This window comes from Sulfuricurvum sp., from assembly GCF_028710345.1.
Taxonomy (GTDB): Bacteria; Campylobacterota; Campylobacteria; order Campylobacterales; family Sulfurimonadaceae; genus Sulfuricurvum.
Genome location: NZ_JAQTUH010000005.1, coordinates 85,006 through 110,195 on the forward strand (window position 1 = coordinate 85,006; position 25,190 = coordinate 110,195).

The 25,190-nt window shown below is 40.5% G+C and carries 24 protein-coding genes; 16 read left to right on the plus strand and 8 right to left on the minus strand.

The features are described from left to right. Nucleotides 1-64 precede the first annotated feature (64 nt). Together PHC76_RS07980 and PHC76_RS07985 are read right to left on the minus strand one after the other, a co-directional pair. Nucleotides 65-2,323, minus strand: coding sequence for a GGDEF domain-containing protein (locus tag PHC76_RS07980; RefSeq protein WP_299973607.1), 2,259 nt, complete (start codon nt 2,321-2,323; stop codon nt 65-67). A gap of 103 nt (nt 2,324-2,426) precedes the next feature. Beyond that, a complete protein-coding gene (locus tag PHC76_RS07985) occupies nt 2,427-2,822 on the minus strand; it encodes a P-II family nitrogen regulator (RefSeq protein ID WP_299973604.1) in 396 nt (131 codons plus the stop codon). Nucleotides 2,823-3,118: 296 nt separating this feature from the next. Between PHC76_RS07985 and PHC76_RS07990 the strand changes: the two genes are divergently transcribed. From PHC76_RS07990 to PHC76_RS08010, 5 genes are all read left to right on the plus strand, one after another. Then, complete coding sequence (locus tag PHC76_RS07990; protein ID WP_299973601.1) at nt 3,119-4,096, plus strand: iron-sulfur cluster assembly scaffold protein; 978 nt, start codon at nt 3,119-3,121, stop codon at nt 4,094-4,096. A gap of 2 nt (nt 4,097-4,098) precedes the next feature. After that, nucleotides 4,099-5,220, plus strand: coding sequence for an aldo/keto reductase (locus tag PHC76_RS07995; protein ID WP_299973598.1), 1,122 nt, complete (start codon nt 4,099-4,101; stop codon nt 5,218-5,220). After that, on the plus strand, nt 5,210-6,868 hold the full coding sequence (locus PHC76_RS08000; RefSeq protein ID WP_299973595.1) for an FAD-dependent oxidoreductase: 1,659 nt from the start codon (nt 5,210-5,212) through the stop codon (nt 6,866-6,868). The genes PHC76_RS07995 and PHC76_RS08000 overlap by 11 nt, the downstream gene beginning before the upstream one ends. Nucleotides 6,869-6,903: 35 nt before the next feature. Further along, on the plus strand, nt 6,904-7,116 hold the full coding sequence (gene nifT / locus PHC76_RS08005; RefSeq protein ID WP_299973592.1) for a putative nitrogen fixation protein NifT: 213 nt from the start codon (nt 6,904-6,906) through the stop codon (nt 7,114-7,116). A 140-nt stretch (nt 7,117-7,256) separates the two neighbouring features. Continuing rightward, complete coding sequence (locus PHC76_RS08010; protein ID WP_299973589.1) at nt 7,257-8,231, plus strand: GGDEF domain-containing protein; 975 nt, start codon at nt 7,257-7,259, stop codon at nt 8,229-8,231. Here the strand turns inward: PHC76_RS08010 and PHC76_RS08015 are convergent. Beyond that, complete coding sequence (locus PHC76_RS08015) at nt 8,228-9,853, minus strand: sigma 54-interacting transcriptional regulator (protein ID WP_299973587.1); 1,626 nt, start codon at nt 9,851-9,853, stop codon at nt 8,228-8,230. The two genes, PHC76_RS08010 and PHC76_RS08015, sit on opposite strands and share 4 nt — an antisense overlap. 139 nt (nt 9,854-9,992) lie before the next feature. Here PHC76_RS08015 and PHC76_RS08020 point away from each other — a divergent pair, with 139 nt between their 5' ends. Continuing rightward, nucleotides 9,993-10,541: a redoxin family protein gene (locus PHC76_RS08020; RefSeq protein WP_299973584.1), complete on the plus strand. Its 549-nt coding sequence runs from the start codon at nt 9,993-9,995 to the stop codon at nt 10,539-10,541. A 4-nt stretch (nt 10,542-10,545) separates the two neighbouring features. Here PHC76_RS08020 and PHC76_RS08025 read toward each other — a convergent pair whose 3' ends face one another. Together PHC76_RS08025 and PHC76_RS08030 are read right to left on the minus strand one after the other, a co-directional pair. Next, nucleotides 10,546-12,555, minus strand: a complete 2,010-nt coding sequence (locus PHC76_RS08025) for a bifunctional diguanylate cyclase/phosphodiesterase (RefSeq protein ID WP_299973581.1) — start codon at nt 12,553-12,555, stop codon at nt 10,546-10,548. Next, nucleotides 12,555-15,851 carry a chemotaxis protein CheB gene (locus PHC76_RS08030; RefSeq protein ID WP_300209930.1) on the minus strand — a complete coding sequence of 1,099 codons (3,297 nt, stop codon included), beginning with the start codon at nt 15,849-15,851 and terminating at the stop codon, nt 12,555-12,557. The genes PHC76_RS08025 and PHC76_RS08030 overlap by 1 nt, the downstream gene beginning before the upstream one ends. Nucleotides 15,852-16,008: 157 nt before the next feature. Here PHC76_RS08030 and PHC76_RS08035 point away from each other — a divergent pair, with 157 nt between their 5' ends. From PHC76_RS08035 to PHC76_RS08045, 3 genes are read left to right on the plus strand one after another with little or no spacing between them, the layout of a single operon-like run. Then, nucleotides 16,009-16,443 (plus strand): ankyrin repeat domain-containing protein, encoded by a 435-nt coding sequence (locus PHC76_RS08035; RefSeq protein ID WP_299974418.1) that lies wholly within the window; start codon nt 16,009-16,011, stop codon nt 16,441-16,443. Next, the gene (locus tag PHC76_RS08040; RefSeq protein ID WP_299974421.1) at nt 16,436-17,644 is read left to right on the plus strand and encodes a hypothetical protein; all 1,209 of its coding nucleotides are present in this window, start codon (nt 16,436-16,438) and stop codon (nt 17,642-17,644) included. Before PHC76_RS08035 ends, PHC76_RS08040 begins: the two co-directional genes overlap by 8 nt. After that, nucleotides 17,641-17,958 carry a hypothetical protein gene (locus PHC76_RS08045; RefSeq protein ID WP_299974424.1) on the plus strand — a complete coding sequence of 106 codons (318 nt, stop codon included), beginning with the start codon at nt 17,641-17,643 and terminating at the stop codon, nt 17,956-17,958. The genes PHC76_RS08040 and PHC76_RS08045 overlap by 4 nt, the downstream gene beginning before the upstream one ends. On the opposite strand, the gene PHC76_RS08050 is transcribed toward PHC76_RS08045, so the two are convergent. After that, nucleotides 17,955-18,320, minus strand: coding sequence for a HepT-like ribonuclease domain-containing protein (locus tag PHC76_RS08050; protein ID WP_299974427.1), 366 nt, complete (start codon nt 18,318-18,320; stop codon nt 17,955-17,957). The two genes, PHC76_RS08045 and PHC76_RS08050, sit on opposite strands and share 4 nt — an antisense overlap. After that, nucleotides 18,313-18,621 (minus strand): nucleotidyltransferase domain-containing protein, encoded by a 309-nt coding sequence (locus PHC76_RS08055; RefSeq protein ID WP_299974430.1) that lies wholly within the window; start codon nt 18,619-18,621, stop codon nt 18,313-18,315. Before PHC76_RS08055 ends, PHC76_RS08050 begins: the two co-directional genes overlap by 8 nt. A 70-nt stretch (nt 18,622-18,691) precedes the next feature. Here PHC76_RS08055 and PHC76_RS08060 point away from each other — a divergent pair, with 70 nt between their 5' ends. Beyond that, nucleotides 18,692-19,147 (plus strand): globin, encoded by a 456-nt coding sequence (locus PHC76_RS08060; RefSeq protein WP_299974432.1) that lies wholly within the window; start codon nt 18,692-18,694, stop codon nt 19,145-19,147. Between the two features lie 147 nt (nt 19,148-19,294). Here the strand turns inward: PHC76_RS08060 and PHC76_RS08065 are convergent, their stop codons facing one another. Then, entirely contained in the window at nt 19,295-21,190 is a 1,896-nt protein-coding gene (locus tag PHC76_RS08065) for a cache domain-containing protein (protein WP_299974435.1), read from the minus strand. Between the two features lie 177 nt (nt 21,191-21,367). Between PHC76_RS08065 and PHC76_RS08070 the strand changes: the two genes are divergently transcribed. Genes PHC76_RS08070 through PHC76_RS08095 form a run of 6 tightly spaced genes read left to right on the plus strand, consistent with a single transcriptional unit; the run spans nt 21,368 to nt 25,172 of the window. After that, nucleotides 21,368-21,697 (plus strand): nitrogen fixation protein NifQ, encoded by a 330-nt coding sequence (locus PHC76_RS08070; protein ID WP_299974438.1) that lies wholly within the window; start codon nt 21,368-21,370, stop codon nt 21,695-21,697. Continuing rightward, a complete protein-coding gene (locus PHC76_RS08075) occupies nt 21,694-22,707 on the plus strand; it encodes a MoxR family ATPase (protein ID WP_299974441.1) in 1,014 nt (337 codons plus the stop codon). Before PHC76_RS08070 ends, PHC76_RS08075 begins: the two co-directional genes overlap by 4 nt. Continuing rightward, nucleotides 22,688-23,836 carry a VWA-like domain-containing protein gene (locus tag PHC76_RS08080; RefSeq protein WP_299974444.1) on the plus strand — a complete coding sequence of 383 codons (1,149 nt, stop codon included), beginning with the start codon at nt 22,688-22,690 and terminating at the stop codon, nt 23,834-23,836. Before PHC76_RS08075 ends, PHC76_RS08080 begins: the two co-directional genes overlap by 20 nt. Beyond that, nucleotides 23,808-24,521: a hypothetical protein gene (locus PHC76_RS08085; protein ID WP_299974448.1), complete on the plus strand. Its 714-nt coding sequence runs from the start codon at nt 23,808-23,810 to the stop codon at nt 24,519-24,521. Before PHC76_RS08080 ends, PHC76_RS08085 begins: the two co-directional genes overlap by 29 nt. Further along, nucleotides 24,514-24,756, plus strand: a complete 243-nt coding sequence (locus PHC76_RS08090) for a hypothetical protein (protein ID WP_299974451.1) — start codon at nt 24,514-24,516, stop codon at nt 24,754-24,756. Before PHC76_RS08085 ends, PHC76_RS08090 begins: the two co-directional genes overlap by 8 nt. Continuing rightward, the gene (locus PHC76_RS08095; RefSeq protein WP_299974454.1) at nt 24,756-25,172 is read left to right on the plus strand and encodes an ArsC/Spx/MgsR family protein; all 417 of its coding nucleotides are present in this window, start codon (nt 24,756-24,758) and stop codon (nt 25,170-25,172) included. The genes PHC76_RS08090 and PHC76_RS08095 overlap by 1 nt, the downstream gene beginning before the upstream one ends. The last annotated feature ends 18 nt before the right edge of the window (nt 25,173-25,190 follow it).

Here is a 25,190-nt window from a genome sequence, read left to right on the forward strand (position 1 = left end):
GGAAGAGATTACCTCATACTCCATAACAAAAATTCATAATGAGAGATTATATCGTATAAAAAACTTACTTCGCTACCACTTTATTTCTTCCTGTTTCTTTCGCCTGATACAATGCATCATCCACATTTTTAAATAGTGCTTCAAGCGGTTGGTCATCGGAATATTGGCTCACTCCGAAACTGGCGGTTTTATTCATGATAATAGAAAATTTGTGTGCCATAATGGTGGCTCTAAGATTCTCAGCGAGTGCCGTTGCTCCTCGTAGATCGGTGTGAGGACAAATAATAAGAAACTCTTCTCCACCCCAGCGACCTACAAAATCAGTTTTACGTATATTGTCGGAGATAGTCTGTGCAAACTCTTGCAAAATCAAATCTCCCGTTTGGTGTCCAAAGTGGTCATTAACATCTTTGAAGAGGTCAATATCAGCCAAAATAATAGAAAAAGGCTGTTTGTGTCGGTTGGCTCGCAACTGTTCGCTTAAGAGCATTTCATCAATTTTTACCCGATTGGCTAAACCAGTGAGTTTATCGGTTTCAGCATTATTTTTAAAGATCATTTGCTCATCAATATTTTCATAAAAAGCGATATATCCAACGATAGTATGATTGTGATCATATTCGGGAAGAATTGTGACACGGTACCAGTGGGGTTCGTTTTCGAAATTTTTATTGAGCACTTCAAAAGTGTAGGTTCTCTCTGAAGCGATTGCACTCCATATCTCTTTGTAAAGATGTTTTGGGGTGAAATCTGATTTGAGAATACTGATGGGTTCACCGATAATTTGTTCTTTTTTGCATTTGATTTGGTGAAGAAAACTCGTGCTGATATCGGTAACAAACCCTTGTAAATTGACTTTTAAAAATGATACGTAGTTGTCGATAATATTAAGTAGCTGTGTATTTTTACTCAAAGATTCTTGTAGTTTTTGTTCGGTATTTTTTTGCTCAGTTATGTCAAATGCTACTCCCATTGCTTCATTGGGAGTATTTTTTAATGCGGTTAAACTGGCGATTAAAATAACTGGCGTTCCATCTTTTTTAATAGCTTTGATTTCGGATGAATATATCCCCTCAATTGGGAGTGAGAGGGTACATTGATCTCCGTATTTTTGGTATTCCTCTTCGTCAAAATAGATAATACGGGTAGGTTTTCCCTGAAGTTCACCCCGTTCATATCCCAAAATAGTTTCAAAAGTTTCATTTGTCCAGACAAAATGTCTATTTTTGATATGGACGAAACCGGTTGTTTTAACTTCGAGCAATGCTTGTTGCTCATCAAGTGTCTCTTGTAAGAGTTTACGACTTTCTGCAAGTTTCGTAAATAATCTTGATCGTGATTCGAGCACTTTTCGGATCATCCCTGACAAAAACCAGCTCACAAAAAAAGAGAGGATGAGAACGATGAGACTGATAATTAAATACTCATTATAGGTATTGGCATCCTCTTTGGCAAGGTAGCTTTTTTTGAGTTGTAAGATCAAAAATAGCTCATCATCAAGAGGAATATTGAGTTTCCGTGCTACGATTGAATCGTCTTGGTAGAGTGTACTGGTGAGGATTGCTTGGATTTGTTGTGGAAATTCGGTATGGATGTTGTATTGTGGAGATTGATAAAAGCCCCAGTTTTTATTTTTTTGATAGTGGATGAGCGGATATCCCGCTTTGTCTGTCAAAATCATATCGTACAGGGGCGCATTAAAAAATTGATCTAAAAAAGAGGACATAAAATAGTTGACGATAAGGATGCCGTTAAAGTGTCCATTGTTATCAGAGATTGGATATATAGCGCGTAGGGTAGGTTTATAAGGCTTTTCTACCTGATTATGTTCGATGTTGAGATCGAGTTTAGAGAACCATACTTTATTAAGCGGTTTGTATAGAGAATGGGAAAAATAGTAGCGATCTGCTTTATTTTGAAGTTTATTTTGCTCAACGACAAAGGGAGTATCACCAATCGTTTGACGATCAACACGAATCTTTTCCATACCACTTTTATCTATGTAACGTAATTGCATGATAAGTGAGTTACTTTTTGCCAAGGTAAAGAATAGTGGTTCAATATCGATATTTTGATGTACTAAATAGTTTTGAAAGGGTTTCGATTCAGCTATACCGCTTAGGAGGTTGTTGGATTCAGAGAGAAAATTTTTAAAATAGGTTTCACGCTCGACCGTTTTTCCCACTGCATTGTTGAGAGCAGTTTTTTTGACTTGCGCTGAAAAGAGAAGGCGATCAGTGCCAATAAATAAAATAATTAGAATGGCTGAGAATATAAAAAAGACAAAAGTGATGGTGAGTCGTTTCGGGAGTATATGTTTCATTATCTTCAAATTGTACCGTTATATGGCTTTATAATAGGATATAAAGAGGTAAAAAATGGTGAAAGTGTGTAGTATTTACTCCGTAATATACGGAGAAATAGGATTAGCTCGAGGGAGTATCGACGGCAGTAAAAAAGGTGTTACTTTTTGGAGTGGTACGAGGTGCGGGTTGAGCGAGAGCAGATTCATCTTTCTCACCTGTACGGATACGTTCAACTTCGAGCACCGGCGTGACCCACATTTTTCCTGCACCGTGACCTAAATCTTGAGTATGAGCGCGGATGCATTCCATAGCAGTTTTTTTGTGGTTATCATCGGAAACGACGATTAAAAGCATCACTTTTGGAAATAAATCGGGTGCATTGTTTTTCTCAGCAATACCGAGTGAACCTTTCCCGATAACATCCATTACGGTTACCCCTTCAATTTCGTTATCAAAAAGTTCTCGAAGAACATCGTTTAGGCAATGACGGTTAAATACAGCAGTAATCTGGACCATAGTGGACCCCTTTGTAATGGTTTGTTGATGTGTCATTATAAGATGAAATTGAGTGGGTGTTCACTCTCTTACTGCTTATAAAATAATCAACTTTTACAAATATCCATGCATTTACTGTTCTCAAATAAAAGTGCTACAAAAATGTCATCCCTTACCTAGAACACTGTTTGCAATACTCATTGGAAATACCAAAACAGAGCATGTTAATGCGATTGAGCTTACTGCTGAAGTAAACTTAGCGTTAGCGTAGCCAAAGGGGTTTACCCATTTGGCGTTCTAAACAAAAGGAGCATTCAATGGCAAGAGATACATTAATCGGCGGAGCATTATGGGAAGAGTACTCGAGTGAAGTACAACGACGTATGAACGATCCTATAAATATGGGAGAAATCACTCAAGAAGAGGCAGATGCTGCTGAGAAGAAACTCATTATTGCCGATTTTGGTGCGGAAAGTTGTGGTGATGCGGTACGTTTGTATTGGATGATTGATCCAAAAAATGATGTCATAATTAAAAGCCGTTTTAAAAGTTTCGGGTGTGGAACGGCAATCGCCTCTTCAGACATGATGGCGGAACTCTGTATGGATAAAACCGTCGATGAAGCGTTAAAAATTACTAACATCGATGTCGAAAAAGCGCTTCGTGATGAGGAAGATATCCCTGCGGTTCCAGGGCAAAAAATGCACTGTTCGGTTATGGCATATGACGTTATCAAAAAAGCGGCATCAATCTATAAAGGGGTTGATATGTCGGAGTTTGAGACCGAATTTATCGTGTGTGAATGTGCACGTGTGAGTCTCGATACTCTCAAAGAGGTGATTAAACTCAATAAACTCGAATCAATCGAGCAAATCACCGACTACACCAAAGCGGGCGGATTTTGTAAATCGTGTATTAAACCGGGTGGACATGAGAAAAAAGATGTCTATCTCGTCGATATGCTCGCTGAAATCACCGCAGAACTCCAAAAAGAGGCAATTAGTAAAAAAATTAAAGAGGCAAAAGGGGATGGCAACTTTAATGCAATGAGTTTGGTACAAAAACTCCGCAGTATCGAATCAATTCTCGAAGAGTATATTCGACCAACGCTCAAAGCCGATCATGGGGATGTTGAAGTAATCGACCTCAAAGAGGTGGATGGGGAACACGAACTCTATATTCAATACAAAGGTGAATGTATGAGCTGTTCAATGAACACGACAACAACTCTTGCCGGTATGCAGGATATGCTCAATTTCAAACTTAAATCTAATTTGCGAGTGATGGTGGTTTAAAGATGGCGCACGCAACCAAAGAGGGGACATTCGGATATCTCAAAAAATTTGGTAATTATTCAAAAGATTTTTATCGCTTTAATGGAGAGCTCTTTTTTCCCTCATTGGGAATCGGTACGTACAAGGCTGAACCGTACAAAGAGGATAATTACATCATCAACTACGCGGAGGCATTAAAAATGGCACTGCGTCGTGGGATTAATCTAATCGACACGGCGATTAACTACCGCTATCAAATGTCTGAGCGTGAGATTGCAGAAGCGTTAAATGAGATGTTTGATGAGGGTGAACTCAAGCGTGAAGAGGTGATTATCGCCTCTAAAGGGGGATTTATCCCTCTGGATTTTCCGTTTCCCGATAATCCTTATGGTTGGATACAAGAGAACGTTATTAAAGCGGGACTGGCGAGTGCTGATGAAGTGATTATTGATCAACATTGTATGACTCCGGCATATTTGCGTTGGAGTTGTGAACAGTCTCTCAAAAATTTGGAGTTAGAGACGATTGATATTTATTATCTCCATAATCCCGAAACACAGTTAGGGTATATCGATCATGAGACCTTTTATGCACGTATCGAAGTGGCGTTTGAGCTTTTTGAAACGTTGCGTGCTGAGGGGAAAATTGTCTCCTACGGTATTGCATCATGGAACGGTTTTTTGTATGAAGAGGATCACACAGAGTATATTTCATTGTCTAAAGTTGTCAAAATAGCCCAAAAAGTGGGTGGAGAGAACCACGGATTTAAATATCTCCAAAGCCCTTTTAATATGGCAAAACCGCACGCTTATGGCTATGCTAATCAACAATGTGATGATGGTTACTACTATCCGTTGATGCATGCATGTGCACGATTTGGTTTGAGTATGCTCGGTTCCTCACCATTGCTCCAAAAAAATCTCTTTCAACGACCGTTTAGCGCTAAGATTGGTGAATTGATGCAAACTAGCGAGTTGAACGATGTTGCCAGTGCATTGCAGTTCGCCCGCTCTGCCGGAGCAATCACGGCAATATTTGGGGCGGTTGACCCAGCACATGTTATTGACAATATGATTTTAGGGTATGTGCCTATTGCAACCGATGAGGCGATGAATACTTTAATGGGAGAAAGCTATGCTGTATGATGTGGTAGTAGTCGGTACGGGAATCTCTGGGCTATACGCGGCACTAACTGCACGTAGAGCAGGGCTTAAAGTCGCTATTATCTCCAAAAGCAATCCTCTGCGTTCCAACTCCGCCGTTGCATCGGGGGGAATCAATGCTGTTTTAAAGACCACTGCTCATGATGACGTTCGTGAACATATTGCCGATACCCTAAAAGGGGCAGATAATCTAGGTCGTTTTTCACCGATAAGTGCAATGGTTGTCGGAGCAGAAGCGGTTATTGAAGATTTACAAAAAATGGGTGTTCTGTTTGATACCCAAGAAAACGGTGCTGTAGCGCAACGCCCATTCGGTGGGACAAAAGCAAAACGGACCTGTTATATTGCCGATAAAACGGGTGCTTCCATAACCCAAACTCTCTTGGTACAATGTCGTAAAGAGGGGGTGAAAATATTTCCGAATCATATGATTCTCTCTATCGCAACCTTTAAAGAGGAACTCTCAGGCCTTACGATGCTCCGTCGCCGTGATTCTCAAGTGATTGCTTTTGCGTGTAAATCATTGGTATTAGCAGGTGGTGGATATGCGGGGATTTATCGCGGTCACTCAACCAATTCCCAAGAATCGAGTGGAGATATACTCGCGATTGCACTACGTGCCAAAATGCGTTTGGTCAATATGGAGTTTGTGCAGTTTCACCCCACGACCCTTTTAAACAGTGGGACGTTGATTTCAGAAGCGGCGCGAGGTGAGGGGGCAACTATCGTTGATGAGAGCGGTGAGCGTTTTACCGATGAGCTCGCTACACGAGATAAACTCTCACGCAGCATTGTCAAGCATCAGCTGGAGGGGCATAAAGTTTATCTCGATTTTCGCCATCTTGGCGAAGAGTTGATTGATAAAAAACTCCCCTCAGCACGTAAACATGCCCTTATGGGTGCGGGGATTGATATTTTGAGCGAGTTGCTCCCTATTACCCCATCAGCACACTATACGATGGGGGGAATTTGGTCACGGGATGATACCTCTACCGATATCGCTAATGTATTTGTGTGTGGCGAATGTGCCTACAGCGGAGTGCATGGTGCAAACCGTTTGGGTGGTAATAGTTTACTCGAAGCGGCATATTTCGGTCGTGTTGCAGGAGACGAAGCAGCTAAAGTGGCAAAAAAAGGGGAGTTCCACCCCATCGATTATGCCCAAATCGATAAAGAATCCCGCTATATTGAGATGATTTTAGAGGGTGAAAATCGCTTTAATATTAATACCATGCGTAAAAACTTGGGGAATAATCTCTATAAAAATGCGGGAGTTTTTCGAACACATGATACCCTTGCCTCCTCATTAGAGTACGTCCATTATTTGATGAAGCGTACAGGTGGACTAGCGTGTGTCAACAAAGAGCGTTCCGATAATGTCGAGTTAATGTCGATTATTGAATTTCGTAACTCTTTGACGGTGGCAGAAGCAATGGTGATGTCAGCTTTGGGGCGTGAAGAGTCACGCGGTGTCCATTATCGGGAAGATTTTCCTGAACATAATGATAAAGAGTATAAAACCAACACCATTATACGTCGTCTGAGCGGCACATTTTTACGCATCAGTTTTGAAGGTCACCTCTCATCAGATTGGTTACATCGGTTGCGAAAGTTTTTCCACGTCATGTGATGATGGATTTTATAAATTTAAATTAGGAGAAAATTATGGCAAAAGTTATGTTACGTTACGACTCTAAAGGGGCAATCTCTTTTTATGTTGCTAAAAAAGATATGGAAGAGACCATTGTTACCAGTGAATTTGATACCGATGAAAAATGGGGTGGAGAAGTAAAACTCTCAAACGGTGAGACATGGTTTATTGAGCCGTGTGCAAAAAAATTCCCTTCTGAAGTGGTTGCAATACGACGCGGAGAGTAATCTAAAAAAGTAATCAGTTTTTGTAATAAAAACTGATGTAATAATTTTGTTATCTTTAGTATCTATTTTCTGCTATAATGGTGCAATTAAACGTATAATAACATATTTATACGTATGAAGTTTATTGCACATGAGGTTAAATGATATCTGAGATAGCACCTATTACGCACTCAACACCGATTGGTGCTATTTTCGACAAAAGTTATAGTTGTGGAATTTTTGACGGAGATATGATTTTACAAAAAGTGTTAGAGTTTTTTTCAACACATACCCCTGATGCAGTGATTGTTACACAAAAATCTTTAGCAGTTGGAATCTTGACTCAAAAAGATATGCTTCGAGCACTTTATAGTTTGGACAATACTGGTCTTCCTATCCGAGAGTTTATGAGTTCTCCCCTCCAACTGTTTGATACATCAACAACTATTATCGATATACTTGACGAAATTGAAGATAATGGATTCAATAAAATTGTGGTTCATGAAGATAATAAGATTATTGGAATTATCGATAAACGTGATCTTCATTCAATCTGCTATGCTCAACTAAATCCATTGGTCAAACATGAATACAACATGGTACACTCTTTAATGGGATTAGTTGGAGAGGGTGAACGTGGCTTGCTTAAAATGGCAACAACCGATGCTTTGACGGGAATTGGAAATCGGCGACTGTTTGAAGAGATATTTCAAGCCCATCAATCACTTGGTGATCGATATGATGTTACCTTATTTTTGCTCCTATTTGATATTGATAATTTTAAAAGCATTAATGACACATTCGGTCATAATGTTGGTGATTCGGTACTCAAAGAGTTAGCCTCATTAGTAGGAAAATCAATCCGAAAATCAGATATTTTTATCCGTTGGGGTGGGGAAGAATTTGCAATATTATTACGTTATTCTGAACCGATGACCGTTATGAAGATTGCGGAACAAATACGAAAAAAGATTGATAAAAATAGTTTTGAAACGATTGTTCATGTTACGTGCAGTTTTGGTTTAACATCGATTGCACCACATGATACATTAGAAGATGTATTTATCCGTGCCGATAAGGCACTGTATCGAGCAAAAGAGGATGGTAAAAATGTTGTCCGTATGGAACTTACTTAGACCTCTATCCCGTATTGTTTGATTTTATAACCGATTTGACGTGCCGTCATACCGAGCAATCGAGCTGCTTTAGTTTGGATACCGTGAGAATCAATGAGAGCTTGTATTATAGACTCTTTTTCAAGCTCATGGAGTGTTTTTTTAGTGATCGGTCCTGATGGCTCATGATGAACCACCGGTGTCTGAGAAATCGATTGTGTTTGAGGTGCGGGTGTGCTCTCTGTATTCATATAGAGTTTTTGAAAATTAAACGGTAATACATGCGCTAACATCTCCGGCTCAACCTCTCCATCAGGGCATATTAATACAATTCGCTCCATTGTATTTTGAAGCTCACGGATATTTCCCGGCCATGGATAATCGAGCAATAGTTCCATCGCCGGTTTCGTAATATGCATATTTTTACGGTGCTCTTTCATAAAACGGTGGAGATAGTGCTCGGTGAGAAGTTTTACATCTTCGTATCGTTCCCGTAATGGCGGTAGATTGATTGGGATTACGTTTAGTCGGTAAAAAAGATCTTCACGAAATTCTCCCTTGCGCACCATATCCTCTAAATTTCGGTTCGTTGCTGCGACAAGACGGACGTTGGTTTTGATTGTTTTGGTTCCTCCAACCCGTTCAAACTCTTGCTCTTGCAAAATACGCAAGAGTTTTACTTGAAGCGACGGTGTTATATCACCGATTTCATCGAGAAAGAGTGTCCCTCCATCGGCAAGCTCAAATCGCCCCTTACGCATTTCACGTGCATCGGTAAACGCCCCTTTTTCATGACCAAAAAGTTCGGATTCGAGAAGAGTTTCACTGATTGCGGCACAGTTGAGTTTGATGTAAGGACCGTTTTGTCGACGGCTGAGATTATGGATAGCAGTCGCAATAAGCTCTTTACCGGTTCCGGTTTCACCACGGATAAGGATAGTTGCATCAGCGGGAGCTACTGTATTGATGAGGCTGAAAACTTGTTGCATTTTTGTACTACGACCGACAATGTTTTCAAATTTGTAATCTTTTTGCATCTCCTCTTTGTAGTATGTTTTGAGTTCACTAATCGATTCTTTCTCTTTGACTATGGTTTGTTGAACTTTGAGTGATCCCATAAAGAGGGTACCGATAATGGTGAGCATACGTACTATCTCATCAAAATTGAGTGGGCTACTTTTCCCTATATTAGCAGAGATAACACCAAAAACCTCTTCTTCATTAAGGAGTGGAACGGCGACATAAGAGACCATACGGGTTGAGATATTCCCCATTTTATTGAGGTAGTTGATGTTGTTATGGATATTTTCGATGACGATAGGCTCACCGCTGGCTGCTGCGAGACCCGTTGCACCTTCACCGAAAAGATAGGTTGCCATTTTCTTTTGATGGGGTTCCAAATCGATAGAGAGGAGAAGTTCCAACTCTTTTGCCTCTTCTTTCTTTTTAAACAGTGCACACCGTTCCAAATAACCGTGTTGTTTGAGCTTGCGCATCGATTTCTCGACCCCTTCGTTCACATCGGTTGAACTGGTAAGCAGTAGAGCAATCTCATAAAGGAGATTAATCTCTTTGTAGGCAAAGGTCAATGGACAGGTTTGGCACTCTTCACGATTGGGTATATTGGCTTCATAGGTCATCATAATGTTATCTTTTGTATAAGTTAAACACTATTGTAGTACAAAACACTACAATGAATCAACGTTCACTTGGATAAAAAATAGGCAATTTGTAGAACTATATTTGCACTTTATAGACAAAATGACTCAATTAGGAGAAAAAATGCAAATTACAGTGCATGGAACACCAACCCCTTTAGAGGGAAAAGAGATGACAATATGGCGTGAAGCACCTGCGGCACGTGTCACTAATCTAGATGGAACACAAAACGTTATAGGGATGATTGCCCCTACGGCACAGTTGCTAATCGCTATTCCATCGCTCAAAACCGAAGTGTGTTCATTGGGAGCTAAAAAGTTTAACGACCTCATCAAACAGTTTAAAAAACTCAAAACTGTGATGATAACGACCGATGATGCCGAATTTGTTAACGATTTTGTTGCCCGTGAAGGGATTGACAGTGCCGAAATCGTTATCGATACCAACCGCGATTTTGCTAAAAAGTTTGGATTGTTGATTAGCGAGGGGAAATTAAAAGATCGACTTGCGCGAGCGGTATTCGTCATTGATCAAGAGGGGATGATCAGCTATGTGGAAGTTGTCCCTGAGATTACTGATGAAGTGGATTATGATAAGTGTATTGAAGCTGTCGATAAAGCGGCAAACTTCAAGAAAAAAGGGCACGACCACGAAAACTGGATGGGCGTGTAATTTCTTACCCCAATTTTTTGTAAAATTGATTGGGGTAGAGGGGTTTATCGAAATAAAACCCTTGGGCATAGGTTGCCCCCATGGTTTTCAATATCTCATACTGTGACAACCGCTCAATCCCCTCTACAATCGTTTTTGCACCGATGGCATTGGCTAAGGTCACAATGGTTTGGACGATCTCTCTGTCTTTGTGGTTATCTTCGATTTGTTGAATAAAACTGATGTCAATTTTCAAAAAATCGATTTCAAAATGTTTGAGATACGCCAAAGAGGAAAAACCAGTCCCAAAATCATCAATTGCTATTCGAATTCCCATCTCCCTAAGTGCGTACAAGTATTCTGAAGTGAGTTCCATGTTTTTCATCATGACGTGTTCGGTAATCTCAACCACTAAATGATTTTTGAGGGCAGGTGTGGCTTCTAGCAGCGCGCGCATATTATCGATTAAATGGATATCTCCAAATTGAGTAGCTGAAAAATTGACATTTATAAATATTTCTTCCTCTAAGGGGTTATTTTGCAAAAAATCGACCGTTAAACTTAGGATATGGGAATCGATTTTTTTCTCAACACCCAGTTTCTCAGCCAATGTAAAAAAAACATCCGGACTAACATTATTAAATGTCAAGTTAAGCCATCGTGCCAACACTTCTCCTCCGACGACTTTCGTGGTTTCCATGTCAATAATTGGCTGTATCCGTATAAAAAATTCTTCACCCCCCACGGCGTTCAAGAGTTCTGTCCGAATCGATTTATCTTTGGTTTTGTCGACAATAAAATCTTTTGCCATAAAGACGCGGTTGGAATGAGACGATTTTTTGGCTTCGTACATGGCGGCATCTGCCCGTTCTATCAGTTCAGACATTTTTTTGGCATCTTGTGGGGCTATAGCTATTCCGATACTCGCTGAGGTAAAATCGATGATTTGTTCATCCACTTCATAGGGGCGGCTGAGGGCTTCATCGATTTTTTGTGCTATTGCTTTTGCTGACTCTTCATTGATTCGCTCCAATAAAATAAGAAACTCATCTCCGCCGTAGCGACCGATCATATCGTTGGAGCGTAAGATTTTTTTGATTCGATTCGCCGCTTTGGATAAAACCAAATCACCGTATTGGTGACCATAGGTATCGTTTACCTGCTTGAATTTGTTAAGATCGATAAAGAGGAGGGCAATTTGGTTTTCTTCGCTTGAGACATCAATTTTGATCTCTAAGACGTTTAGAAATGATTCTCGATTGTATACCCCTGTTAGCGGATCTTTAAAAGAGGTCGCCAACAGCTTGGTTCTTAAAAATTTGAGTTCGGTGATATCTTCGAGTATTCCGATGTAGTTGGTCACATCTTTATAATCATTTTTAATCGGAAAGATAGTGGAGCGGACATGGATAAGCTCACCACTTTTAGTCCTATCGATCAGTTCATCTTGAAAAAGCCCTTTTTCGTTTAAATCCGCATGCATTTTTTTGTAAAAATCGAGACCTTGTTTTCCTGATTTGAGGATGGAAGGCATTCGACCGATCACATCTTCAACATCAAATCCTGTCATTTTTTTAAAAGCTGAATTGACTTCGATGATTCTATAATCACGATCGGTCATTAAAATACCGGCATTAAAATGTTCAAGCAGTAAATGAAGTTTTGAGTTGAGTACGTTGTAACGCTCTTTGTAAAAGTCGGGGAAGATCATAATCATAAAAAAAGGTTTATCACCATCAAAGCGGTGCCCTATAAGTCTGCTCTCTCCCACATCATCTAATTTTAGATCGATTTGGGCGTAAAATTGTTGCGATAATTGCTCTTTGAAGGCAAGAAGCATCGGGAGAAAAACGGGCTTAAAATGGTTTTCGAGATAGTTGGGTTGAAAATCATTGACTTGACAAACCGATTTGGCTTTTTCATTAATCCGTAAGACTTTTAAATCTTGATCGGTGATAATGACGGGAACGGGCAATGGCATCATCCATTGCTCAAACCACGTGGATGCTTCTTCTAATAGGATAGGCTTTTTCATTAATGTATCGTTATCTTACAATCATCGGCATTAATGTTGAAATTACCGTGATATATCTCTTCGAGGAATCCTTTAAAGACGTGGAAGGTATCATCTAGTAAATAGGTTTGCCCAGATGGGTCAACGACTGCGGATTCGCACTTCATAATCTCTTGGCATATGGTTTCACTAGTTGGATGGGTGATGTTTAGAACAATTGAGCTCTCTACCTTTTTGATCTCCACTTTCAGTTTCATATTTTTGAGTTGAGCACTTTGAGCTACCCGAACAAAAAACATCATCCAGAGTAAGCTCAATTGGTGAAATTGCCCTGTTTTATCGAGATAGATGGCATCTTGATCCCCAATCACTTCGATTTCTATCGGGAATGTTTTGGATTGTGTCAAAAGAAGAGCAATTTTTTCGGTTGTCCCAAACGTATTGATATATTCTTCTTTTTGTGGAATAAAAAACTCTTTTAGAAAATGAATGTCATTGAGAACATTCTCTTTTTCGAGTTGAAACTGCTGAATATAGTGGTGGTGATCGTTACTGTCAGGGAGATTTTCGACGATTTGATGGTACAAATGATTAATCGAATTGAGTGGTCGTTTCATTTGATCCATAAGTTGTCGTACAAAAATATCAATCCCTAATACCGTGGAGAACTGATGGATGACCCGTGAACTGCTCACTTTGAATTGTATCTCATCGGTGAGGGCCTGTCGGAGCTTCTCTTTGGCATCATCGATAGCTGAAATATCGGTTAGTGTTACAACGTATAATGTTTCATCACTGTCCAAGGCATTTGCCATGATATGAAAGGTTCGCATTTGATCGTTGCGTTTGATTTTAACTTTTAGGTCAGTTCGGGCTGTGTGTAAGATGAGTTGCAACCAGTTTGCGCCATTCTTTTTCTCGTAAATATAACCGTCTTCATCGATTTTCTCAAAAAAGTCACAAATGCAAGAGTGCTCTTTTTTAAAATCTTCCAACGTCGCATATTCAGGGAAAAGAGTAAAAAATGATTGATTGGCAGAGTTTAACACTTTGCCATCCGTTACGATAACAATATTGCTCTCGGTATCGAGGATTTGTTTGATAAACTGATACTGCACTTCTAGTTCATCGCGCAGTGCATTAAGCTCGTCCGCTTTGTCGGCTAAGTGGTTTTTTTGGATGTTTTGTTTTTCATACAATGCCCGTATTTCGGAATAGGCGGTTTGGAGCTCTTCATTGGTCGATTGTAACTCTTCATTGGTAGTTTCTAGCTCTTCGTTGGAGGCTTGCAACTCTTCATTGGAGGCTTGGAGCTCTTCGTTCGAGGCTTGGAGCTCTTCGTTGGAGGTTTCAAGCTCTTCGACAACGGTTTGTAAATGTTCACGTGTCGCGATTAGCTCTTGTTCGAGATAAATAATACGGGTATTTGTTGTCTCTACCGCATCGAAAACAGCTTCGTTTTTTCGTGCTTCTAATAACTCAAATGAGAGTAAAAACATCAGATAATTACCGCGATACCCCTCCAGTGGAGAGAGCTTAAGACGGATTACGTGATCCCCCTCGGTACGTTCGGCAATGACAGGGAAAATAAGATTTGTCTCTTCTTTATTAGCTTTATAAACCAGCGAGCGTATCTCCAAGCTAATCCCATCAGGTAGCATTTTGAGGATATTGTTTTGAACCATTCCACTCGGAAGCGTTAGTAAATCGTTTAGATTTCCTTTGATGTAATGGATGTTAAAATCGTTGTCAATAACCACACATTTATCTTCATAAAAATCAAACAGCGTTTGGCGTATTGAATCTTCAATCGTTCCGAGTTGACGTTTGGGGGTAATTTGGGTCGGTTTGAGATATTTCGGACGATTAATCATCTGAGGATAGAGCATTTTACGCGATTCCGCGGTGGTTCGTGCTTGAAAAATTTTGCTTTTTGGGTCAATCGTCGCAAAATAATCGCTTGAAGCACTTACCGTTTCGGATTTGCCCAAAAACATCGTTGCATGGGATTTGAGTGCGTAGGCAAAGGTGGTAAATATTCTTTTTTGGAGATCATTTTCAAAATAGATCAACAGATTACGGCAGGAGATAAGATCGAGATTGACAAACGGAGGATCAACCATGATATTGTGACGTGAAAAAATGACCCGTTCTTTGAGGAACGGTTTGACCTCAAATTCATTCCCTTTTTGGTTAAAGTAACGTTTTAACCGTGCTTCGGAAAGATTACCGACCAAGACTTCAGGGTATATCCCCTCACGCGCTTTTTTAATCGCCTCTTCATCGATATCGGTGGCAAATATTTTGATATGCACCGCACTGTGTGAACCGATAATCTCATCGAGTAAAATAGCGATAGTGTACGCCTCTTCACCTGTGGCACACGCGGTTATCCAGACACGAAAAGTATCGGTAATCGGTTGAGTACGAATGTACTCTTGTATGTGAGTACTTAGTGCTTCAAATGCTTCGTGATCTCTAAAAAATGCAGTAACACCGATGAGCATATCTCGATACAACAGCTCAATCTCTTCGGGATTCTCTTGGAGATAGCGGGTGTAATCTTCGAGTGTGGAGGATTTGATTGCTGCCATACGGCGCTCTATCCGGCGAGTAATGGTGCTTTTTTTGTATTGGCTAAAATCTACTCCGATACGTTCTTGTAAAACATCAAAAATGGTAAAGAGCTCATTTTCTTCCTCTTTTTCAACCCGTAGCGATTTGGGATAACGTAGGAGATGAATAATCTCTTTTGCCATATCTTCAGCAGAGAGGATGTAATCGACCCCTTTGGTTTGAATCGCCGACATCGGCATCCCATCAAACTTTGCCTCTTCGGGTTTTTGGGCGATGGTAATACCCCCCTCAGCACGGATAGCACGGATTCCTTGCGAACCATCCGAGCCCGTTCCTGATAATATTACACCAACGGCATGTTCCCCTTGTTCTTGAGCAAGGGAGATGAAAAATTTATCGATAGAGGGCTTGGGTCCAATACGATTTTCAGGCGGTCTTTCCAAATGGAAAAGACCGTTGGAGATAAATACATCACGATCAGGTGGGGTAATATAGATAGTATTCGCTTTTGGGAGGAGTCCGCTTTTGACCTCCATTACTTCAAAAGGTGTTTCACGAGAGAGGAGTTCGAGCATCATACTTTTATGATTAGGGCTGAGATGCTGTACAACGACGTAAGCAATCTCCCCTTTTTCTGCAGGGACATTGGAGAGAAAGAGCCGTAGCGCTTCTAATCCTCCTGCACTTGAGCCTAAACCAACAATAATGAGGGGCTTTTTCGTTGTACTTTCTTTCGACATTTAACATTTCCCCATATGATTTGCTCTTTATAATGTTAATTATAGCAATAAAAACGTCTAATTCAGTTTGAGAAACTATACAAAAATTTATTTTTTTACGTTTATAGAACATTATTTGCATTTTTTATGCAAGTTACAGATACATAAGGAATTGAGCATGGTAGAACAATACATTACATGGTTAACTAATCATGGTTATCATCCCGATACACTCGAAGATCGTGGCTTTAACGGTAATACGCCACTGCTTCAAGCGGCTTTAGAGGGAAATGTTATGATGGTGTCTCGTCTCATCGAAGCGGGGAGTAATCTCTATGCTATCAATAATGATTATAACGGTGTCCTTTTTAATGCCTGTTATTCTGCATCGCCCGAAGTAGTGCGACTGTTGATTGAAGCGGGTGCTGATATTGATGATACTAATGAGGAGGGGACGACGGCACTTATGTATGCTGCTTCAGCATCACGATTAGAGTGTGTTCAGATGTTGTTGTCATTGGGAGCCAATACGAAACTTCAAAATGAAGATGGTTTTAGTGCGCTCGAACTTGCAACAAACCGCGATGTTTTCAAAGCACTTCGCAGTGCGTGAACAAACCCTTCTAACACCGCAAGGTGTTGCCAATCCTACCAGATTTCTCGATTGGGATTCGCAACCCTCATCCTTTAAACACTACCCACATTTTTGCTATCGTCTCCCTATCGCTACTATTCCAGCGTTGTACTGGCTCAAATCACTGCGCTCTATCACCGATATACAATCCATTTCAAAAAAAAGTTATTATCGTCTCAACACCCCATCGGCCGGAAATTTACACCCGATAGAGATTTATCTCCAAATTCGCAATGTTCAGGGGGTGCTTAACGGGGTTTACCATTGGGATGTATTGCACGAAGAGTTGGTATTGATTGAAGAGATTGCTTCGGGTGGATGTGAACCATACTTAGGTATGGAGCAACGATTTAGCGGTTGTTTACTTTTTTTTTCACTTGTTCCGTTCCGATCGTTTTGGAAATATGGATTACGTGGGTGGCGCTATCTTTATCTCGATTTAGGTCATCAATTAGGGGTATTGCATGGAGTCTACCATAATGAGAGGATTAAACCTACAAAATTGTCTGACATTGACAAACAATCATTATGCCGCATTCTTGGATTAGGAGAAGATGAAATTATCGGAGGAATCTACGCACTTGGGGAGATGAGCGATCGGAGCGTTAAAGCGTTAAATGAGCCGTTAATGATTGTATCCCCCTGTGATTACGTTAAACGAGACAGTGTATTAACCGAAGCCCTCACAAAAGATGAATGTTATCAAAACTTTTTTCCCGATTATGGGAGCAACTGGTCTGAATCAATCAATCACACACGACGGAGTGCACGTTATTTTAACCCTTTGATTTATGATGATAACTGGTTAAAAGAGCTATTCGCCATATTGCCTCCACCATCATTAGAGATTATTCATATCGTCTTTCGAGCACACTCTATGCAATTGGGTGTTTATAAAGAGGGGAAATGCATCGAAGAGGGGAACTTTATAGCTGAAATAGTCCATTTACTTTTAGATCAACATTTTTTAGCCAATGCGAGTATGGTATCATTAATTTTTTCTGACCGCTTCGATGCATCGACCCATATTGAAGCGGGAATAATCGCACAAGAATATTACACCTTAGCAGAAAAGATGACTATAGGATGTAGTGGAATTGGTGCGTTTTATGATGAATATGCGAAACGTTGGAGTGATAAATCACTGCTCTATGCAGTGGCAATAGGGGGAAAGATATGAGTGAGATAGATAAAGCACACGAGATATTGGGAATCTACCGTTTTTACAAAATGGATGGGAAACTCTATCATTACGATGAAGATGATCGACTCGATGAGCTGTTTGATGCGGTAGTGCATGCGATAAACGATTGCGGTATCCTCAAACCTCTCTTACCTCAGGCGGAATTCGTTATCCCCTGTAGAGGGATACTCAATCAAGAACGTGCATGGTTGCAACGGTTCGAACATCAAGACACCCGCGCTTTTTTCCTGAGTGATATTTATGATTTTTTGAAGTTGTTTACGGGACGGACGAAACTGCGGGTGAATTAGACTGTAGTATGTCGAGCAATAACACTTTGACATAATGTTTTAAATTTCGGTAAACCATTACGGATAATCCATTCGATAATGGCGAGATTTACCCCTTCATAATCATGAGCGATGTACGTACGAACATCATAAATCCCTTTTATATCTTCAACATCAAACGCTTCAAGGATATGAGTTGCTTTTTCGATTTTGAGTTTATTGAATTGTTCAGCAATAGCGGTGAGATGCATCAAAATTGCAGGGCGCTTGGTAACGACATCTTCGAGTGCTCTTGTTATGCTTCCCGCTTCTTTGACAATCTCTTCGATGTATTCGATTTTTTCGAGAACGAGATAAATTTTACTGATTGACTCTTTAGACATAGATCGCCCGATCAATGATAAATTTTTTGGCTGTTTTCCCCATTCCCGTACGATCTGCTAAATCGACTTTCGCACCGAGTGCATTGCTCAGCTCATTTTGTATTTGACGGATACGTTCAAAGGCTTGAAAACCGTATTTTGAGGCAAATTGCGGTGTAGCTTCAACGAGTATATCGATGTCACTTTTTGCATCAGCATCATCACGTGAGTATGATCCGAAGAGAGCTTCTATCACAAACCCCTCTTGTGCATACGCGCTTTTGACATTTCTAAGATAATCTAAGATTTGTTCTTTATTCATGAGAACGATTATAGCAAATAATCTATTTGAATTCTGTATACTTTTGTCATTAATGAGCAAGGGTAACTAGATGAATCTTCAGATTTCAGATGGAACGTTAGGTCAAGAATATTCGACTATCATCAAACCAAATCCACAGTTTTTTCAGCAAGTGGGGGAAGAGCGATTTCGTAAACTAGTGAGCGATCACTATGAACTCATCCGTCAAACACCCATCGCTTTTATGTTTCCGGTTGATTATGAAGAGGATTTTGATAAGGTCAAAAAACATGCGGCAGATTTTTTGATTCAAGTGTGCGGGGGACCTGATTATTACGCTCAAACACGCGGTGATCCTAAAATGCTTGCCCGACATACACGGTTTCGGATTGATGATAAAGGGCGTAGAGCATGGTTGGAGTGCTACGCAACATTGTTAGCTGATGTGGAGCGTGAAGGGGTATCGGCTGAGAGTATTGAATCGTTTTGGAACTATCTTGATGCGTTTTCAAAAGTGTTGGTAAATACTGAAAATTATCTTACTTAACTGATGTTATGCACTAAAACGAATTTATCCGTTTTAGTGGCAGGGACAAATGTCCCTTGCAACCCCCTAAAGCTACAAAAACTACGTTTTTGAGAATTTAAGAGGTATTTATACGCTCTTTTTGTTAAAGTGCGTAAGGTCAGTTACTTAATACTCGATAAATGTGAGTGCAAGAATATCATTTTTGTAGTTATCGCTAATTTTGTACTCTCTATACCCTTGTGATAGTGCAATGCCTAAAAGGTATTTTTTCCCTCGATAGGTAGTAAATCGATGGGTTGTCTCTTTGGCATTAAATCGTAAAATTTCTTCATCCAGCTCCACTATATCCATCGGTGAGTTATCAGGATGCGTTGTAGAGATGACAACCCCTTTGCGGTCAATAAAAGCCGAAAAACCGACTTTTTCCAGTGGAAAACTATCCTTTAACATCGCTTGAAATTGTGGATATGCATCAAAAACGATACCGATTCCCCCTAATGATTTGCTATTGTGGCGTACAGTTGCACTGTAGATATAGGTTGCAGTATCATCGTAAAACGAAGTATTCTCAAAAGGGCTTACAAAATAGTTTTGAGTTGTCGTATTGTTAATCGTTTTGGAAATGTATTCCCCAGAGACATTTTTACCTACAACGGTTGAATCGTTGGATGATGCGATAATAGTTCCATTACGATCAAAAATAAAAAGGTTGGTATAAACGGTATAGAGTGAGTTGATATAGTGTAATACCTCAGTGAGGCGATTTACATCGGGAGTGAGAGAGGTGAGCTCCTCTTCAAAAGCGGGTGTCATCGCCCACCATCGGCAATCATTAGCCCGTTCATAAAGGTTTCTATCCATAATCTCAATGGCTAGTTTGGAGGATGCTTCAACGTCAAATATCAACCCCTCCATCATCGTATTTTCGAGATTTGAAACCGTATCTTTGATGGTAGAGAGTATCGAGGTGCTTACATTTCGGAGATTGTCTAAAACAGGAGTGAGGACGTATACCCGCTCTTTCGAAGCGATTAATTCACCATTGATGATAACATCGCTCAAATCTTCTATCACATCGTCAGCTTTGCGTATAATTGATTTAATATTTTCATTTAATGTACATTTTTCACTCACTGAATCTTGATGAGGGGGCTTTTGGGTAATTTTTTTGACATTGATAAAAGCAACACTGCGCCATGGGGCACCGAAATAACCCTCATACCCTTTTGATTTTGCACTAATAAAGAGATTTCCGTCGCGATAGGTGGTTTCATCATCTTGAGCAATTTTATAATACTCTTTTTTCATGTTTGATGCTTCATGTGAAGATGATGTTATGACCTCTTTCCCATCGGTAAAAAAGATATGTTCTCCCGGATTTAAAAGGGATGAAAAAATACGTTCCATCTCATCATCAAATCGAAAACATAAAACCAAAACACCAATACTCTTCGTATTATCAATAATTTTTTGGGCAAAAAGTAATGTTTTTTTCTGAGAAGGAAACAAATCGGTATGGGCATACTGTTCACTATATCCATCACTTTTTAAGGCACTCTGAATGATAGGATCTGATGTCGTTGTAATCTGCGTACTATCATGGAGCGTGAGTTTAATGTTGCCTTGTGTATCGGTTATGATTATTTCATTATAAACACTGTATTTCAAAGTGTATTCAATTAACCGTTTACGCAAATATTCCGATGTGACTTCATTATTGAGATACTGTATGATTGACGTATCTGTAGCTAAAAAACCGACATCTGCCGTCCGCTCAAAGAGATTACGAATCAAAACATCGATACTAATCTGCCCTTTTGAACGGAGCTCTTCGGTATATTTCTTTAAATTTTCATTTATTAAAAGGGGAATAAGTTCCTCTTTGAGGTCACTAAAAGTATCGATTGTTTTTTCGGTAAAGCTAAAAAGATTTGCCGCTTTTTCTAATGCGCAGATTTTACCGGTAAGGATGATTTTTTTTAAAAAACGGTTTTGATCATCGAAGAGTCTAACACTGTTCTCGATAAAAGGAAAAATCTCTATATATTTTATACTATCCATACTCAATCCATTCCGATTTATCATAATTTATTAACAATATATTATGACGAGTAATTTTTACAATATGTATATTTATTTTTTTTATTTATGTTTATTTTTTAGACAACAATTTATTCTATATGGAAATTTTCTGCGAACATAATATGCATGTAGTGTTTATATTTTGAGGAGAAAGCTATGAATGAACACAATCTTATGCGTTTTGAAATCGAAAACTACCTAAAAAAATACGCGATTGATGATGAAGCACGGTACGTTATTGCACCACACATCGCTAAAATATCGTTGGAAATGAACCACCTATACCAAGACCTAGGCTTTAAAAATAGAATCGAAATGGGTCAATATATGGCGCGTCATTTTCCACACCTCGCCGAGCTCAAACCCAAAGATAAACTTTGGAAGAAATTCCTCTATGATGCCATCGGCAAGGTCGCGCCTGCGTGTGCCAACTGCAATGATCAGCTCCATTGTTTTACCTGTTTGATTGCAGAGGCGAGTGCGTGAAGACCCCATCGATTACTACGACCGAACTCTATACCCACCTCGACACCCTCATTGGTGCGGACATCCCTGTATTCATCCACGGCTCACCGGGGATAGGAAAATCGTACATCGTTGCTGAAGTGGCGAAAAAACATAATCTTGAACTCGTCGATGTTCGTCTCTCTCAAATGGATCCCGTCGATTTACGTGGTGTGCCCGCGATACGTGATGAGCAGACGGTGTGGATGCCCCCCGTTTTTTTCCCGAAAGATACAAACAGCTCTGGCATTTTATTTCTTGATGAGCTTAATTCTGCTCCTCCCTCGGTGCAAGCGGCAATCTATCAACTGGTGCTAAACCGTAAAATGGGGGAATACGAACTTCCTCACGGTTGGCGTATCATCTGTGCTGGGAACCGTATCAGCGATCGCGGTGTTGTCTTTCGCCTCCCGACACCGTTGGCGAATCGGATGGTGCATTTGAGTGTCGAGGCACGGTTCGAAGATTTTAAACTTTTCGCGATTCGAGAGGGATTGCACTCGTTTGTGATTGGATTTTTAGGATTCCGTCCCGATTTGCTCACCTCTGAGAGCGTGAGCGAGGATGACTCCAACCCCGCATTTGCAACCCCGCGCAGTTACCATATGCTCTCCAATGTTCTCAAAACCTCCAACGATACCTCCCGCATCGCCCCTATCATCTACGGTTTGATCGGATACGGAGCGGGAATCGAGTTTCTCTCGTATGTGAAAGTGTACGAAAAACTCCCCGATGTCGGAGCGATTTATCGGGGCGAATACCCGAGCATCGATAAAAGCGAACCGGCATTGCTCTATGCGTTGGTTTCTGCGATGGTGGAACTTTATCGGGGAGGAGACGAAGCCTCGAAACATCTGTTCGGATTCGCCCAAATCTTGCCGACTGAGTTTGGGGTGATGTTGATCAAAGATGCTATTGTTAAGGATGCCTCTATCGCGGAGTGTGTAGAGTTTGACACGTGGATTGAGCGCTATGGCGACTACATCCTTTAACGAGCGACTTGAAAAAATACGGGTTCAATTTCTTTTTGACCATCCGTTTTTAAGCGTCCTAGCACTCTCGATTCCACATAAATACCAGAGTAATCCACACATGCTTTTCGAGACCGATGGGGTGAGTATCCGTGTGGATGATACCAAAACGCTTGGGTATGATGATGCTCGTCTCAAATATCTCTACGCCCATGTACTGCTCCATATTCTCCTCAAACACCCTTTCAGAATGAAGGGACGAGAAAAGCCGACATGGAATCGCAGTTGTGACATCGTGATCGAACTTTTACTCAGCGATTTTCAGCGGGTAGGATCAGCGGATGAAGAGGCGATGGTGATCGAGTCATTTCGCGACAAAAGTGTAGAGGAGGTGTACCATGCCCTCTACCGTGAGAGCGAAGAGGGGGAAGGGCAACAATCCGATGAAAATCCCAATCAGCAAAAAATGGACATTATCGAACATGAGGGGGATACTCAGGTCGCCGAAGAAGAGCTCGATGCACTGATTATCCAAGCGATGGGAGCGGCGAGGAAGCAGGGTAATATCCCCGCCTCGCTGCTAGAGATGTTCGATGAAATCACCAAACCCTCGATCGATCTGCATACACTGTTACATACCTATATGTCGGAGAGTTTTTTCGATAAAGAGTCCGATTTCTCCCGTCCAAATCGTCGTTTTATCCATCAGGGGCTTTATCTTCCCGGATACCGCTTTGATCGTAACCGTCTGAGTTTTTTCATCTTTTTGGATCGTTCTATGAGTATTACAGGGGAAGTGTTTGCGAGGTTTCTAGGGATTATCGACTCTATTGTTAGAATGAGTCATGATTTTGAGGTGAGTGTGATTCCTTTCGATGAGCGGGTTTATAGTGAAGAGAAAAAGAGCTACGACGCACAGGGGATATTACCTAATATTAGTTTTGCAAAAGGGAACGGTGGAACGCAGTTTGGACCCGTTTTAGAGTATTTAAACACCCATGCAGGGGAAAAGAACCTCGCGGTGATACTCAGTGATGGCTATTTTACGGTGGATAAGGCTCCCGCAATGCAAACCCTCTTTTTACTGAGCGAAAAACAAAATTTGAAAAGGTTTGAACGTTATGGAGACGTCGTCTACTTTGACTTATAGAGAACATATTGAAGCCCTCAAAGACGATTTGGATTTCGAGGAGCAGGGTGATGCGATTTATCTAAATCATAGCGATGATGAAGCCAGATTACTTTGGGCATTTCATAGACCCAGTGGCTCTCATCCTCATCAAGTGGGGGATCGTAACGCCGAGGTGGCGATTATGGCGTTTAATCACTCTAGGCTAGGGGCATTGGAGCGTTTCACCCGTCTCAATCCGCAGGTGATTGAAAACCCCGATCTTCGCCGTCATATTCGTAACCGTAGCCGTATGCTCTTTCGTGCTCTGGTTGATAATGATTTTAGTGAACTGTTGGAAGTATTAAAACTTTTTCCCGTTTTTATGGATCAGGCATGTGATCAGATGATAAATGGACGTATTTGGAATGAAAACTACGCAACTCCACTTCGTGCATCACAGTTTTTGGAGTTGGCAGAGGGTGATATTGATGATAAATTGTGTGAGGGTGTAATACGACGACTTAGACCTCTAAAAAGCTACTCTTTTGATGAGGCAAAGGAGTTATTGAGTGAATTGGTTAGCCAAGTACAAAAGTTGCATGATGAAATAAAAGCGCATTATTTAGTAGAGTTTAAAACGTGGATTTCACGGGAAAAGCTCCATCCGCTTCAATCCATCGTACTGACAAAACAGATACATCAGTTAAAGGGTAATTATGAATGAATCAACGCTACGAGTCATGCAGGCGATATTCGCACTCAGTGACGAGATCGAATACAATATCTACGAGGCAATTGACATTGCTGAATACGCTCAAATGGATGTGGGTGAAGTACAAACAATAATCAGTAATCTCTATGATGAGGGATATTTAGGTGAATGTATGACATTGGGTGATGATGGATTTGATACATTCTATCTTAATAAAAAAGGGCGCGCCCTAATAGGGGTAAATTGATGGTCAAATTGGTCATTTTTTATGAAAAACCCTTTTGTGCAGCTAATGCCAAACAAAAACAAATACTACGATCATCCGGTTGTACCCTTATTGAACGTAATCTTCTCGAACACGGCTTAGATGCACAAACTCTTCGGAGTTTTATGGGGGATAAAAAAATATCTGATTGGTTCAATCCTGCTGCACCTGCTATCAAAAATGGTGAGATTTTTCCCGAAACACTGGATGAAGTCGAGGCAATGGAGCTTTTGATCTCCAATCCGATTTTGATTCGCCGACCGTTGATGATAATAGGAACAGAAAAGTTGTGTGGATTTGATGAGAAAAAAGTTTCTGAGTTACTGGAACGTTATGTCGAAGCGATGCCGAAGATTAATTGTTTAGAAAAAGGGTGTTTGGAAAAAAGGGCGGAGTAATTAATCAACTATTTTATT

What these genes read in the sequence shown, in the direction of transcription:
- PHC76_RS07980 (WP_299973607.1), bottom strand. Translation starts at nt 2,323, where the DNA reads ATGAAACATATACTCCCGAAACGACTCACCATCACTTTTGTCTTTTTT.
- PHC76_RS07985 (WP_299973604.1), bottom strand. Translation starts at nt 2,822, where the DNA reads ATGGTCCAGATTACTGCTGTATTTAACCGTCATTGCCTAAACGATGTT.
- PHC76_RS07990 (WP_299973601.1), top strand. Translation starts at nt 3,119, where the DNA reads ATGGCAAGAGATACATTAATCGGCGGAGCATTATGGGAAGAGTACTCG.
- PHC76_RS07995 (WP_299973598.1), top strand. Translation starts at nt 4,099, where the DNA reads ATGGCGCACGCAACCAAAGAGGGGACATTCGGATATCTCAAAAAATTT.
- PHC76_RS08000 (WP_299973595.1), top strand. Translation starts at nt 5,210, where the DNA reads ATGCTGTATGATGTGGTAGTAGTCGGTACGGGAATCTCTGGGCTATAC.
- nifT (WP_299973592.1), top strand. Translation starts at nt 6,904, where the DNA reads ATGGCAAAAGTTATGTTACGTTACGACTCTAAAGGGGCAATCTCTTTT.
- PHC76_RS08010 (WP_299973589.1), top strand. Translation starts at nt 7,257, where the DNA reads ATGATATCTGAGATAGCACCTATTACGCACTCAACACCGATTGGTGCT.
- PHC76_RS08015 (WP_299973587.1), bottom strand. Translation starts at nt 9,853, where the DNA reads ATGATGACCTATGAAGCCAATATACCCAATCGTGAAGAGTGCCAAACC.
- PHC76_RS08020 (WP_299973584.1), top strand. Translation starts at nt 9,993, where the DNA reads ATGCAAATTACAGTGCATGGAACACCAACCCCTTTAGAGGGAAAAGAG.
- PHC76_RS08025 (WP_299973581.1), bottom strand. Translation starts at nt 12,555, where the DNA reads ATGAAAAAGCCTATCCTATTAGAAGAAGCATCCACGTGGTTTGAGCAA.
- PHC76_RS08030 (WP_300209930.1), bottom strand. Translation starts at nt 15,851, where the DNA reads ATGTCGAAAGAAAGTACAACGAAAAAGCCCCTCATTATTGTTGGTTTA.
- PHC76_RS08035 (WP_299974418.1), top strand. Translation starts at nt 16,009, where the DNA reads ATGGTAGAACAATACATTACATGGTTAACTAATCATGGTTATCATCCC.
- PHC76_RS08045 (WP_299974424.1), top strand. Translation starts at nt 17,641, where the DNA reads ATGAGTGAGATAGATAAAGCACACGAGATATTGGGAATCTACCGTTTT.
- PHC76_RS08050 (WP_299974427.1), bottom strand. Translation starts at nt 18,320, where the DNA reads ATGTCTAAAGAGTCAATCAGTAAAATTTATCTCGTTCTCGAAAAAATC.
- PHC76_RS08055 (WP_299974430.1), bottom strand. Translation starts at nt 18,621, where the DNA reads ATGAATAAAGAACAAATCTTAGATTATCTTAGAAATGTCAAAAGCGCG.
- PHC76_RS08060 (WP_299974432.1), top strand. Translation starts at nt 18,692, where the DNA reads ATGAATCTTCAGATTTCAGATGGAACGTTAGGTCAAGAATATTCGACT.
- PHC76_RS08065 (WP_299974435.1), bottom strand. Translation starts at nt 21,190, where the DNA reads ATGGATAGTATAAAATATATAGAGATTTTTCCTTTTATCGAGAACAGT.
- PHC76_RS08070 (WP_299974438.1), top strand. Translation starts at nt 21,368, where the DNA reads ATGAATGAACACAATCTTATGCGTTTTGAAATCGAAAACTACCTAAAA.
- PHC76_RS08080 (WP_299974444.1), top strand. Translation starts at nt 22,688, where the DNA reads ATGGCGACTACATCCTTTAACGAGCGACTTGAAAAAATACGGGTTCAA.
- PHC76_RS08085 (WP_299974448.1), top strand. Translation starts at nt 23,808, where the DNA reads ATGGAGACGTCGTCTACTTTGACTTATAGAGAACATATTGAAGCCCTC.
- PHC76_RS08090 (WP_299974451.1), top strand. Translation starts at nt 24,514, where the DNA reads ATGAATGAATCAACGCTACGAGTCATGCAGGCGATATTCGCACTCAGT.
- PHC76_RS08095 (WP_299974454.1), top strand. Translation starts at nt 24,756, where the DNA reads ATGGTCAAATTGGTCATTTTTTATGAAAAACCCTTTTGTGCAGCTAAT.